At 34.4% G+C, this 14,100-nt stretch carries 11 protein-coding genes; 7 read left to right on the plus strand and 4 right to left on the minus strand.

The features are described 5' to 3' along the window. Positions 1-400: 400 nt before the first annotated feature. From A1OE_RS00005 to dnaQ, 4 genes are read left to right on the plus strand one after another with little or no spacing between them, the layout of a single operon-like run. The gene (locus tag A1OE_RS00005; RefSeq protein WP_015087714.1) at positions 401-1,222 is read left to right on the plus strand and encodes a pyruvate, water dikinase regulatory protein; all 822 of its coding nucleotides are present in this window, start codon (positions 401-403) and stop codon (positions 1,220-1,222) included. Then, entirely contained in the window at positions 1,215-1,856 is a 642-nt protein-coding gene (locus A1OE_RS00010; RefSeq protein ID WP_044283155.1) for a Maf family protein, read from the plus strand. Before A1OE_RS00005 ends, A1OE_RS00010 begins: the two co-directional genes overlap by 8 nt. Continuing rightward, complete coding sequence (coaE, locus tag A1OE_RS00015; protein ID WP_015087716.1) at positions 1,853-2,518, plus strand: dephospho-CoA kinase; 666 nt, start codon at positions 1,853-1,855, stop codon at positions 2,516-2,518. The genes A1OE_RS00010 and coaE overlap by 4 nt, the downstream gene beginning before the upstream one ends. Next, a complete protein-coding gene (gene dnaQ / locus A1OE_RS00020; RefSeq protein ID WP_015087717.1) occupies positions 2,479-3,177 on the plus strand; it encodes a DNA polymerase III subunit epsilon in 699 nt (232 codons plus the stop codon). The genes coaE and dnaQ overlap by 40 nt, the downstream gene beginning before the upstream one ends. Before the next feature lie 11 nt (positions 3,178-3,188). Here dnaQ and secB read toward each other — a convergent pair whose 3' ends face one another. Then, the gene (gene secB / locus A1OE_RS00025) at positions 3,189-3,665 is read right to left on the minus strand and encodes a protein-export chaperone SecB (RefSeq protein WP_015087718.1); all 477 of its coding nucleotides are present in this window, start codon (positions 3,663-3,665) and stop codon (positions 3,189-3,191) included. A gap of 1,375 nt (positions 3,666-5,040) precedes the next feature. Between secB and lysA the strand changes: the two genes are divergently transcribed. Then, positions 5,041-6,321, plus strand: coding sequence for a diaminopimelate decarboxylase (lysA, locus tag A1OE_RS00030; RefSeq protein ID WP_015087719.1), 1,281 nt, complete (start codon positions 5,041-5,043; stop codon positions 6,319-6,321). 263 nt (positions 6,322-6,584) lie between these two features. Here lysA and gcvP read toward each other — a convergent pair whose 3' ends face one another. Genes gcvP through gcvT form a run of 3 tightly spaced genes read right to left on the minus strand, consistent with a single transcriptional unit; the run spans position 6,585 to position 11,006 of the window. Then, complete coding sequence (gene gcvP, locus A1OE_RS00035) at positions 6,585-9,479, minus strand: aminomethyl-transferring glycine dehydrogenase (protein ID WP_044283156.1); 2,895 nt, start codon at positions 9,477-9,479, stop codon at positions 6,585-6,587. Positions 9,480-9,518: 39 nt separating this feature from the next. After that, positions 9,519-9,884 (minus strand): glycine cleavage system protein GcvH, encoded by a 366-nt coding sequence (gene gcvH / locus A1OE_RS00040; RefSeq protein WP_015087722.1) that lies wholly within the window; start codon positions 9,882-9,884, stop codon positions 9,519-9,521. A gap of 24 nt (positions 9,885-9,908) precedes the next feature. Then, positions 9,909-11,006 carry a glycine cleavage system aminomethyltransferase GcvT gene (gene gcvT, locus A1OE_RS00045; RefSeq protein ID WP_015087723.1) on the minus strand — a complete coding sequence of 366 codons (1,098 nt, stop codon included), beginning with the start codon at positions 11,004-11,006 and terminating at the stop codon, positions 9,909-9,911. Positions 11,007-11,864: 858 nt separating this feature from the next. On the opposite strand from gcvT, the gene ispH reads away from it, so the two are divergent. Both ispH and rnhA read left to right on the plus strand, forming a co-directional pair. Continuing rightward, complete coding sequence (gene ispH / locus A1OE_RS00050; protein WP_015087726.1) at positions 11,865-12,821, plus strand: 4-hydroxy-3-methylbut-2-enyl diphosphate reductase; 957 nt, start codon at positions 11,865-11,867, stop codon at positions 12,819-12,821. A gap of 608 nt (positions 12,822-13,429) precedes the next feature. Further along, complete coding sequence (gene rnhA / locus A1OE_RS00055; protein WP_015087728.1) at positions 13,430-13,867, plus strand: ribonuclease HI; 438 nt, start codon at positions 13,430-13,432, stop codon at positions 13,865-13,867. Positions 13,868-14,100: the final 233 nt, after the last annotated feature.

The following is a 14,100-nucleotide window of genomic DNA, read 5'->3' on the forward strand; positions in this document are numbered from 1 at the left end:
CAATTTTTTATATTCTTTATTAGTACTACTAGATCAATTGTTAATTGTAGATGTTGTTTTCTCGATGAAAGCTGGGGATTAAATTTTATCCACTACTTACTAATGCAGTTATTAACAACATAAATTTTTATCGTATTAATGTGAAATAAGTTTATAATAAAAATTGTATGTATTTTAAAAAAATTGTCAATTTATGAATTGAATTATGTTAATTAGGTGGATAGCATTTCTATGTAGAAAATAATTAATGTTATTCTATAGTGTGGACAATTATTATCCACACTAAGATAGATTTGTACAGTGAATAGAGTAAAATTTTATACAAGGTCTAATTAATATTGAATATGCCTGACTTATGCCCGTATTTAAAAGAATTTCCACAAGAGTTCTGTGAATAACTGTGTCTGATGCTCTTTGCCTACATTTGGTATCTGACGCTACTGGAGAAACTAATTATCAAATAGCCAGATCTTGTTTAGTCCAGTTTGAAGATGTCAAAGTAAAAGAATATGTTTGGTCACTTGTGCGTACTCGTAGTCATCTTGAGAAAGTAATTGCTACAATTAAAGCAAAACCAGGTCCTGTCTTATTCACTTTAGTGGATTCTTGTTTGCGAGAACGACTAGAAGCAGTTTGTCAAAAAGTTAATATACCCTGCTTGCCAGTGCTTGACCCAACGGTTACCGCTTTAGCTAAATATATCGGTAGAGATTTTCATCCTCGACCTGGTCTTCAGCATAAAACTGATGCTGCATATTTTAATCGTATGGAAGCTATCAATTACACATTAGCTCATGATGATGGTAGAAATATTTACGATCTTGATAATGCAGATATAGTAATTATTGGTGTGTCGCGAACTTCTAAAACTCCAACTTCATTGTACCTCGCTAACCGTGGTTATAAAATTGCAAATATACCTATTATTCCTAACGTTTCCCCACCAGATGAATTGTTTCGTTTGAAACGACCTTTTGTAGTTGCTTTTACTGCTGATCCAATTCGTTTAGTTGAAATACGTCGCAATCGTATTTTAACAATGAAGCAGTATAAGGAAATTGACTATGTATCAATGGAGGAAGTTCGTAAAGAGGTTGCTACAGTTCGACAAATTTTAGCACGGAACAATTGGCCTATTATAGATATTACTTGCCGTTCGATAGAGGAGACTTCTGCAGCTGTATTGCAGCATTTAGATGCTTGGAAACATAATCATGTTTAACACTAGAGCTATTTATCCTTTGGCTAATGACAATTGCTCAAGATCCGTGATTTTAGCGTCTAATAGCCATTCGCGTGCACGACTGTTACGTAATGCTGGTGTGCCTTTTATTATAAAAGTACCTAATATTGCTGAAAAATCTTTGCTACAATCTCTGCAGAAAAAACAGACGAAAACAGAGGAAGCTGCTATATTTTTAGCAGAACTAAAGGCTATCTATGTTTCGCATAAATATCCGAATGCTCTGGTTATTGGATCCGACCAGATATTGGATTGCGTTGGTTCCTGGCTTACTAAACCAGTGGATAGAGTTAATGCAGAGCTAACGTTAAGATATTTATCGGGTAAATCCCATCGTTTAGTTACAGCTGTTGTTGCTGCTAAGGCGGGAGAGAAAATTTGGCAGACGATTGATGTTGTTACTATATCAATGCGAGCAATGTCAGAATCATTTATCGATCGATACTTAGATGCTGTCGGCGATGAAATTTATACTTCAGTTGGCGCATATCAGCTTGAAAGTTATGGTAGTCAACTTTTTACTAAATTGGATGGTGACTATTTTACGGCACTTGGTTTGCCTTTGTTTCAAGTATTGGAGTTTTTACGTATTCATGGTGTTTTAGTAAGATGATCGTTGTTGGTTTAACTGGCTCCATCGGCATGGGAAAGACTACAACAGCTAGAATGTTTCGTCGACTTGGCATTCCGCTATATGATTCCGATATCGCAGTTCATGGAATGATGTGTCAAGGCGGTGAAGCGGTAGCTTGTATTGATAGAGCATTTCCTGGGGTGGTGAAGCATGGTGTTGTTAATCGCAATGTTTTAAGCTCCTTGGTTTTTAAAAATCCTGAAGCTTTACTTTTGCTTGAATCTATAGTTCATCCACTGGTTGCTAATCAAATTACTCTCTTTCTAAGAAACTGTCAGCTTCTTCGTTGTCCGATTGTTATGTTGGATATTCCGCTATTGTTAGAAACAAATTTTCACTACATTTGTGACTTGGTTGTAGTAGTTAGTGCACCTAACTTTATCCAACAGCAGCGTGTGCTGGCACGTCCAGAAATTACACAAGAGCTTTTGGTAAAAATTTTATCGAAACAAATATCGGATTACAAAAAGCGTCAATTGTCTGATCAAATTATTTATACTGGGCTTGGTAAAAGTTATACTATGCGCTTAGTTAAGCAAAAGTTGGTTAAGATTTGGCGAAATAAGTGTAAAAGAAAGATTAAAAATTATAAGAGAAGTAAATGCGAGAAATTGTACTTGATACCGAAACAACGGGGTTAAACCCAGAAAATGGGGATCGAATCGTTGAGATAGGTTGTTTAGAGCTGATTAATCATATTCCTAGCGGGCATACCCTACATTATTACTTTAATCCAGAACGCGATATTCCAGAGGAAACGTTTCGCGTTCATGGTTTGTCTTCTGACTTTTTAGTCGAATATCCAGTTTTTGCGAAATTAGCTGATAAAATTCTAGATTTTTTAGGTGATGCAATATTGATTATGCATAATGCAAGTTTTGACATGAAATTTTTAAACAATGAATTGCGGCTTGTGGGTATTCCACAAATACCGATAAGTCGAGCGCTGGATACTTGTGCTATGGCTAGGAGAAAATATCCTGGTGCTCATGTTAGCTTAGATGCTTTGTGTCGTCGTTTTGACATTGACAATTCAAACCGTGATTATCATGGCGCTTTAATTGATGCAAATCTTTTAGCTTCTGTTTATTTAGAATTGATTGGTGGAAGTCAGCCAGATTTGATTGCAAACTTATCTAATAAATCTAGTAATTTATCTACAACTTCTAATACTCCAGAACTTATTGAAAAAAATAACGTTGTTCATCGAAATCCTCGTCCTCATATTCCAAGTGGTGATGAGATAACAGCGCATAATGCATTTTTACAGCGAATCAAAAACCCTATTTGGACAAATTAATATTGTTGATTTTAGGGAGAGGGAATTGATATATCGATCGCTTGTGCTTTTTTTTGCCGATATATTGTAGCAAAATCTATTGGCTGTATCACCAATGGCGGAAAGCCTCCATTACTGGTAGTACTAGCTAGTATTTCTCTCGCAAATGGGAATAATAAACGTGGGCATTCTATCAAAAGAATGGTTTTAGTATATCTTTTATCAATTTTTTGAAGTTTAAATAGCCCAGCATAAGATAAATCAGCTAAAAATAGAGAATTTTTGGATGTTTTAGCAGTAGCTCTTATTTTTAAGATAACTTCAAATGTCTCTTCATTATTGTAAACCTTACTAGCCTCCACATCAATATTCACTTTAATACTTGGCTGCAAGGTTTCCAACCTTAAACTAGTAGGTGCGTGGGGATTTTCAAAAGAAAAGTCCTTAATGTATTGTGCAATAATATGCAATTGCATTACTTGATTAGGGGGGATGAATGATTCATACATTAAAAAATCCCTTTTATTAAAAGTAATTGTACAGATATTGCTAATTTTAATAACTTATTTGTTTAATGATTATTAGATAGTAAATATTATAATTTTAGCAAAATTTTTACTATGAATTTACTTGGAATAATTTAATAATTAGTTAATTAATAAATTATTAAAACGTTTTATATAATAATGATTTACAATTGTAAGATTACTAGTGTATAAATTATACCATCTTCTGATGTATTTGATATTTTATATGATGTAGTATATTTATTATTTTATTTAACTATGCATTAACTACAATGTAAGTAAGTTTTACTTATGGCAAGCATGCTGTAACAATAGTAGGAATAATTTTTATAAAACATTATAGTCTTCTTATTCCAGACTTAAAAAGTATGTATATGATACAAAAGTATACATAAAATCTTTTTTTTTTAAAATTGTTTTATGTAATAAAATTTTTTAAGAAGTAATTAACTATTTAATGGGTATTAGTATTCAATTAATAATCCTAATACTTGCTTGATAATTAATATCTTTTAGTTTACTAATTTAATTTAGTAGTTTTTTACATTTATACTTTTATAAAAAAAATTTTTCTCTTAAAAGGGTAGTATGTAGTATGCATACATTATTATTATTGTTGTTAAAATTTTATTAAATTAAATTATACTTAAGAGTGTTAAGTAAATTTTATTTAATAACGACAATGTAATTATCTTCTATAGAAGATCCTGAAAAAAGATTTTATAAAATAATTTTATTAATTATTATGTTTATTCAGTAGCTTTAGTAAACAATACATGATCAAATATTTCTAAAGGTCTAAATTAGAAAAGTTAGAGATATCTATTTTTGCAAACTAGAATAGGTTAGAAAAATATTTCTTTTAAATTATTAAATAATGATAAATCATATTATTGTAATCTTACTATACTTATTATTTATTAATAATTTAGTCTAAATTTTGATATAAAAAAACAATTATTTAAGTGTTTTAGTTTTAACCTAAAAAGTTATGTTTATTTTAGGCAATAATATATTGGATTAAAATATTCCTCTGAGTATATTACAGAATATTAGCTTCGTAAGTATTTTATTGTAATTATTAATATATGATGAAATCATTTTCGGTAATTTTAACTAAGCCACATTAACTTTTATAGTTTTTATTATTAAGTACGAGGTTATATTGTTAATATTTTTTTCAAAAGCAAAAATAAAATAAAATAAATTTTTACGTTTTATTAATTTAAATCAATTTAATTTTGGGTTTAATTAGTAATTCATAAATAGCTGGATTTTAATCTTTTGTAGATTTTTTTCTTATGTATTAATTTGTTATCGTTATGAAATTCAAGTGGAATCACTTTAAGGAGAGTAGATGCTAGATGTTTCAGATTTTATTACTTCAGCAGTTAGCCCTAACAAAGGTCTATTGATGACAACTCTGGCAATAAAATTAGGTACACCATTTTGGCTTTACGATGCATCTATAGTAAGACGGCAGATTAAGCGTTTGCAAGGATTTGATATTATTCGTTATGCTCAAAAGGCTAATGGTAATATTAATTTGCTAAAAATTATCCGTCGCAATGGAGTAAAAATTGATGCTGTCTCTAATGGGGAAATTGCTCGCGCTTTAGCTGCTGGTTATCGAGCTGGAAGTAATGATCTTGTATTTGTATCTGATGTATTTGATCAAACAACTTTAAAGCAAGTAGTAGAGCTGTGCATTCCAGTTAATTGCGGTTCAACTGACATGATAGATCAGCTTGCTATGCTTAGTCCCGGTCATCAAATATGGTTAAGAATTAATCCTGGTTTTGGCCATGGACATAGTAAGAAAACTAATACTGGCGGACCATTATCTAAGCATGGTATTTGGCACGAACAACTTTCAGAACTTGGTCGTAAAATTAAATCAAGTAAACTTAATTTAGTTGGATTACATATGCATATTGGGTCTGACGTAGACTATAAACATTTGGGAAAAGTGTGTAATGCTATGATAGAGGCTTATATGAAACTTGGAATGCAAATTAGAGCAGTATCTGCTGGAGGAGGCTTGTCAATTCCTTATCACAGCGATTGTAAGAATGTTGCTATAGATTACTATGCCCAGCAATGGAATGTTGCTCGTTTGAAAATTCAGGACAGTCAAACAATACCGGTGCAAATTGAGATTGAGCCTGGTCGATTTTTAGTTGCTGAGGCAGGATATTTGATTGCTGAAGTACGAGCCGTTAAAAAGGTAGCAGAGAGGTATTTTGTTATCGTAGACGCTGGATTTAATGATTTAGTTCGTCCCGCTATGTACGGCAGTTATCATCACATTTGCTTCATCGATCCTGCTGCTAATCTAGTTATTGGTGCCTTGCATCAGGTAGCAGTTGCTGGTCCACTGTGTGAAGCTGGTGATGTCTTTACTCAAAATAAAGACGGTACAATTGAATTTAAAAATTTACCGTTGCCTAAGATTGGTGATTTTTGCATCTTTGCTGATGCTGGCGCTTATGGCTCAACGATGTCCTCTAACTATAATTCCCGACCATTAATTCCTGAAGTTATTGTCGATGGTTCGGATATTCGTCTTGTTAGGAGACGACAAACTATTAAAGAGATGTTATCTCTTGAAAATGATGATCATTTGTTAGAGAACTAATTATCCCGACTTATCTTTTAGTATAAAATTTAGTAACTATCTAGTACAATAACTAATATTATACGATAATTTTCTTTACAATGTTAAAGCTAGATTATTATTTTTTTTAACAGAGCATGTAACTATTACTAAATAGGTATTTATTTAAAAATAAATTTATTCAATTGCTATTTTGCGGCTTTTATACACTAGATATATGCTACTTGTTGTCAAAAAAAAAACAATTAATACTCACGTAAAAGTAATTAAAAAAAATAAACATACTATTCTTTATCTTTATTTTGATAACTTTCAATCGTAGGACAGCAACAATAAACGTTACGATCACCATATACGTTATCAATGCGCGATACTGAAGGCCAATATTTAGACATTTCCATTCCTTTTAGCGGAAAGGCTGCTTGGCGACGACTATACGGTTTATCCCAAATATTTTCCATCAAGTTATAACTAGTATGTGGTGCATGGCGTAAAGCTGAGGATTCGAGATCCATGATACCTTCCTCAATTGCTTGAATTTCTTTACGTATTGAGATCATCGAATCACAGAAACGATCAATTTCTGTTTGGCTTTCGCTTTCAGTTGGTTCTATCATTAAAGTTCCTTCTACCGGAAATTCTATAGTTGGAGCATGAAATCCATAATCAATTAATCTTTTAGCAACGTCGTCAACGCTAACGCCGCAGCTATCCTTAAAAGGACGCAAGTCTATAATACATTCATGGGCTACAAGCCCGTTTGGCCCTGAATAAAGTATTTTGTAGTAATCAGATAGCAATTTTGCTATATAATTCGCGTTTAGAATAGCGACTTGAGTTGCTTTTTTTAAACCGTAAGCTCCCATCATACGTATATATGTCCAGCTGATCGGAAGAATACCGGCGCTACCATAAGGAGCAGATGAAACAGCACCGATAGATTGATCATTACGTTTGTATTTTTCTGTAGTAGGCAAAAATTTGATTAGATGTTGAGCTACACCAATTGGTCCGACCCCAGGCCCTCCTCCACCATGCGGAATACAGAAAGTTTTGTGTAGGTTCATGTGGCTAATATCAGAGCCAAATTCATGTGGCTTGCATAGGCCGAGGAGGGCGTTTAGATTAGCACCATCGGTATAAACTTGACCGCCATTTTCGTGAATAATTTGGCAAATTTCCTTAATCTTAATTTCAAATACACCATGAGTAGATGGGTATGTTATCATTAAAGCAGCTAAATTGTTGGAATATGTTTCTGCTTTATTTTTCAGGTCATTAATGTCGACATTACCTTTATCATCACATCTAACTACAACCACACTCATGCCTGCCATTGCGGCTGAAGCTGGGTTGGTACCGTGAGCTGAGGAAGGTATTAAACATATATTACGATGTGCTTCACCTCGCGAACGATGATAAGCACGAATTACTAACATGCCAGCATATTCTCCTTGAGCGCCGGAATTAGGCTGAACGGAGACAGTTGAATATCCAGTTGCATTTGCAAGCATTTGTTCAAGCTCACCGATCAAACGCAAATATCCTTGCGTTTGATCGGTGGGGGCAAAAGGATGAATATTAGCAAATTTTGGCCAAGTAATCGCTGTCATTTCTGTGCTAGCATTTAGCTTCATGGTGCATGATCCAAGAGGAATCATTGAACGATCAAGCGCAATATCTTTATCTGATAGTCGGCGCAAATAGCGTAGCATATCGGTTTCAGACCTATGCTGCTTAAATATAGAATGTGTTAAGAACTCTGATTTGCGGCGTAATTCAACGGGAATAGTATCATTGCTAATTGCATCGATCTGATCAAAGGTAAATTTGGCTTTGTAATTTTGACAAAAACAAGACCATATACGTTCAACTGCGTTTTGGTCTGAGGTTTCGTCTAAGCTAATTCCAACGGCATTTTTCAATAAGCGTAGGTTTAAAGCCTCAGATCTAGCCTTTTCCCAGATAGTAATAGCATGATGCTCCGTCGCATTAACTGTTATAGTGTCAAATAGGGTATTACTGTCTAGTTTGCAGTCGAGCTGTTTAAGTCCTGCGACTAAGATTGTAGCAAGTCGATTTATTCTTTTAGCAATTCGAGTTAGACCCTCAGCGCCATGATAAACTGCGTACATAGATGAAATAATTGCTAACAACACTTGAGAAGTGCATATGTTAGAGGTTGCCTTTTCGCGACGAATATGTTGTTCACGAGTTTGTAGTGTGAGGCGGTATGCAGGGCGACCATTGGCATCGATTGATACTCCAACGAGACGTCCAGGTATTTTACGTTTATATATATCACGAGTAGCAAAATAAGCAGCATGTGGGCCGCCAAAAAACATTGGTACTCCAAAGCGCTGAGTAGTACCAATGGCTATGTCGGCATTCCATTCTCCTGGTGGAGTGATTAAAGTCAAAGCCAAAAGATCGGAAGCAACTACTACGATAGCTTTTTGATCATGAACTTGTTGGACAAATTCTCGGTAGTCCTCTATCGCCCCACGGGTTGTCGGATATTGCAGTAAATAACCAAATGCTTTGGCAGGTAATTCAGCGAATTCATTTCCAACTTCTATATCTATTCCGATTGGCTCAGCTCGATTGCGAAGTACGGCAATAGTTTGTGGATGAACTCCACTAGAGACAAAAAATACTGTGCTATGAGATTCTGCTGCTAATTTATATGCAAGCACCATGGCTTCTGCTGCTGCCGTACCTTCGTCGAGCAGAGAAGCATTCGCAATATCCATACCAGTTAGGTCGGTTATCATGGTTTGAAAATTTAGCAATGCCTCAAGTCGGCCTTGACTAATTTCTGCTTGGTATGGGGTATATGCAGTATACCAAGATGGATTTTCTAATACATTTCTCTTAATCACTTCAGGGGTAATCGTATTGTAGTATCCCATTCCGATTAATGAGGTTGCGATTTTGTTAAGTGATGCTATTTCAGCCAATTCGTTAATAGTTTCATATTCTCCCTTAGGAGAATCAAGGTCGAGGGATTCTGTTAAATGTATTGATTGAGGTAGAGCAGCAGTAATCAATGAGTCCAGACTATCATATCCTAGGAATGATAACATCTGAGAGATTTCTTTTTTGCTAAGGCCAATATGCCGTCTAATGAATGCACTTTGCTCATACAAATGGTCAATCTTTTTTCTGTAATCGGTCATAATTTGCTCTCTGCGGTAGCGGGGATTGATGGAAGCAAATTAGCTTGTAAAATTTCTATAAGCAATTTCGTCCATTAGAGTGTTGATTTCTTCTGTATTTGACATCTTAATCTTAAATATCCAACCTTCGTATAATGGATCCATGTTAATTATGCTTGGTGTATTGCCTAATATTTCATTGATCTCAATGATCTCACCACTAACTGGAGCATAGATTTCACTAGCTACCTTTACAGATTCAATCACACAAGCTTCATCGCCCTTGGCAATTATCTTATATAAATTAGGTAGTTCTACGAACACGATATCCCCCAAATGTTTTTGGGCATGATCAGTAATGCCAATAGTACCAATGTCATTATTGATAGAAATCCACTCGTGGTCTTTAGTATATTTTACAAACATAATACTTTCCTAAAGTAATTTGTTTTAGCGTTTATACCCAGGAGTGATAAAAGGCAGTTTAACTATATTCGCCGGTACTAAGTTATCGCGTATCATTAAGAATACGACTGTATTTGCTGCGGCATATTCTCTAACAACATAACCCATGGCGACAGGGCTTTGGACGCTTGGGCCAAAGCAGCCGCTAGTTATTTTCCCTATAATATTGCCATTTTCATCAAGAATTTTGCAACCTCGACGAGCTAAGGCGGGACCTTTCGTTTTTATACCTACTCTTTGGCGCAAAGTACCTTCGATAATTTCTTTCTGGATACGACTTGCTCCAGGAAAATCAGCATTTTTACGACGGTGTTTACCGATAGACCAAAGCAAAGATGCTTCTACTGGTGAGGTACTAATGTCGATATCTTGGCCATACAGACATAATCCTGCTTCCAACCGCAAGGAATCACGAGCGCCCAGCCCGATAGCCTCTACTTCAGTATAATTTAATAATTCGCGTGCCAAGCATTCTGCATTCTCTGCTGGGACTGAGATTTCATATCCATCCTCTCCAGTATAGCCTGAACGGGTTACAAAGCAATGAAATCCCCCTACATCCATTGATGCACCGGTCATGAATGTTAGATTAGCAGCTTTTGGCGCTAAGTTAACAAGCACATTAACCGCTATAGGCCCTTGGAGGGCTAATAACGCGCGATTATCTAGTATTTTTAGTCCTTCGCCGAAAGCGGATTCCATAATTGCAATATCCTGTTCTTTACAGGCTGCATTAACCACAACGAATAGATGATCAACTGCATTGGTTATTATCAAGTCATCAAGAATGCCTCCATTACTGTTAGTAAACTGCGTATAACGCATACATCCCCTATTTAATCCCCTGATATTACCTGGCACTAATGTTTCAAAAATTTTTGCCCGATCTTTTCCATAGATTTGTACTTGTCCCATATGAGATACATCAAACAATCCGGCTTTAGCACGTGTATGTCTGTGCTCTTTAAGCACTCCCAGAGGAAATTGCATAGGCATATCATAATCGACAAACGCCACCATTGTGGCGCCAAGCTCTCGGTGAAGATGATTAAGGGGGGTAGTTTTTAGCTTAGCATCGCTCATCGATATTCCGTAATGGATTACGTGTACGTCTAGAGATTTAGACTTAACCTAATTTGGTGCCTCAATATTAAAATACTAACTTAATATAATGTTATTTTTTTTTCGATCTATAGCGAAAGTAATTACCATCACTTCCAGGACGAAGACAAATTTTAGTTTGTTACCTAATATTTTTAAGATTCATAGAATACCTGAACAAATTAGAGTAGGCAAACTATTAGTATGCCTAAACTAATATCTTATAAAAATGGTGTTATAGAGTAGCGATTCGCTAAATGTAATTTTTATCAATTTAAATATATACTTAGTGAGATAATAAGTATTGGTATTTATAAAAATCTTTATATTCATAAACTGCACTTTAACTCTTATTCTCCTTATTACTCTGCATACTAAATTTTTTTTACGAACAGGTTAATTCAAAAAATAAAATTTCTTATTTGAATTAAGTGCCCAGTATTTATTAAATAAATTAGTTTTTTTTTACATCCAATAAAATTATAAATCGTTAACTACATTTGGATCTTTTTTACTTAACATTAATTTCGTTAGTTATAGTATTGACTGTCATTCTGAATACAAAAATCTAATGTGAAGCAAGCTAAACATTAAAAATTAATATTATAAAATACTTATTGTGTTCAAAATCCACATATTTTATAGCTATAGTACAATATTTAAGTAATTTTTTAATATTCAGAAGTAAGGCAGAAATTTTACGATCCTAATTAATGATTGCAGTTTTTAAATAAACTTTTTTCGTTTATTCCGACAGATGTCTTTTATGACGGCTAAGAATACTATTGTTACTAATTTCATTTTAGAAAATTCGATTTTGCTACAAAGGAAGATTCAGATATGATTGCATTATGCCAAAAGCAACCAATAACTGTGCTGCTTGCTTCTCCCAGGGGTTTTTGTGCTGGTGTTCAGCGCGCGATTAATATTGTTCAACAGGCATTAAGCAAATGGGGTGCTCCGATTTATGTTCGTCATTGGATTGTACATAACCAATGTGTTGTAGAAAATCTTGAAGCTCAAGGAGCTGTCTTTGTCAAAGAGCTTGATCAGTGCCCTGTTGATCGACCAGTTATGTTTAGTGCTCATGGTGTGCCACAATCGGTAATTTCTGAAGCAGAGCGACGCCAGATTACGTATATTGACGCTACTTGTCCACTAGTTAGCAAAGTGCATCTGAAAGCTAAGCGCTATTATCGCTTAGGTAGTCACGTAATTCTAATTGGACATGCTGGCCACCCGGAGGTAATAGGAACCATTGGTCAACTGCCTGACGGAGCAGTTAGTTTAGTAGAAGACGAAACACAAGCAGAAAAGTTTACCCAACCAGAGTCGAGTAAGAGTCTCGCCTTAATCACCCAAACTACTCTTTCGATAGACCATACCGCTCGCCTTGTTGCGATATTGCAACGACGTTTTCCAGCAATTTTTGCCCCTAAGAATGAAGATATCTGCTATGCAACCACCAACCGACAGAATGCTGTAAAAGCTATAGCATCAAATTGTGATGCGATCTTAGTAATCGGCGCGCAAAACTCATCTAATTCTAGACGTTTAGTTGAAGTTGCTAAAGCCTGTGGTTGTGAAAAATCTCGGTTGATTCAGAGAGCATCAGATTTAGATATAGCATGGTTGATTGGAGTACATCGGCTTGGTATTACTGCTGGTGCTTCTGCACCAGAGCATCTGGTAGAGCAGTTGATTGCTTTTTGTCGTTTGCATTATACAGTAACTTTGGAGGAGGTAGAGGTTGTTCAAGAAGATATTCGTTTTAAACTACCACCTTTAATCGCATAAAATTATGATAAAAATAGCACTTTATTCTAACTTATAGTTATTATAATAATTTGATAGTGAGTTTGTTTTCAACAAATGAATCTAATTAACATTCACTAACTTTAACTTTTTATAAAAAATTAATTTCATTTTTTTCTCGTCAATCATGAGTTTTCTAATTTATAAAAAACATGAAGAATAGCGATATTTCTATTCTGAAAATAATCTAGTTAAATTGATGCAATCTTAAAATTTAAATGTGTTGTTGTTTATTTTTTATTTTAAATTAATTCATCAATGTTCTCAGCTTTTAAAGCTAAGATTTAATTATAAGACAAGCTTAGTTTTTATCTTAAAAATTAGACTTGTTTTTATATTATGTTGTTTCAGGTTAACTAAAAAATTAATAACTTTAGAAATACTAAAATAAATTGCTCTTTTGGTTATAAGAAACACAATTTTCCCAATTATAGCATTAGCAGAGTGATATTTATACTATATGTTTAGTATAATTGACTTAAGTTATTCTGAATGAATATTCAATAATTATCCAAACAATTTTAGTAGATAATAATGAGGTTTGCTTTTATTAGGATTTTAGATATTCTGCTCGTTAGGGGCTGTAGTGAATGGAGAATAAAGTTGAAATGTTTACGGATGGCGCTTGCATTGGCAACCCTGGGCCAGGAGGCTGGGCTGCTATTTTACGTTGGCGCGGAAAGGTAAAAGAGTTATCTGGGTATGAAGTTAAAACTACTAATAATCGCATGGAGTTGATGGCAGTAATCTCTGCTCTAACAGCATTGAATAGGTGCATGGCAGTCGATCTAACTACAGACAGCACCTATGTACGTAATGGAATTACTAAATGGATAACTCTTTGGAAGCTTGGTGGTTGGAAAACAGTCAATCAGAGACCTGTAAAAAATCGTGATCTTTGGGAAATCCTTGATCTTGCTGTTCATCGTCATGTTGTAGAATGGCATTGGGTTAAGGGGCATACTGGTTGTACTGAAAACGAACGTTGTGATGAGCTCGCTCGCGCAGCTATAAAGGATATAAGTTAAAGATAATCTTTAAACCAAAGTCTGGAGAACTTGCTATTTATGTCACTTAAATTTATTTCTCGCATTGTTTAGTGGATAGAGTAAATTTTTTTAATATTTGATCTAAATATTGTACTGTTGTATATATCAATTTATTCAAGTACAAAAGTAAATTTTGAAAGATGTTGCTAAATATTTTTGAAAGTTTGATTGATTAGGCTGAAGTTATTCAAAAGAATTGGAATATAATTATT

The organism is Candidatus Endolissoclinum faulkneri L2 (assembly GCF_000319385.1).
Lineage (GTDB): Bacteria > Pseudomonadota > Alphaproteobacteria > Thalassobaculales > Thalassobaculaceae > Thalassobaculum > Thalassobaculum faulkneri.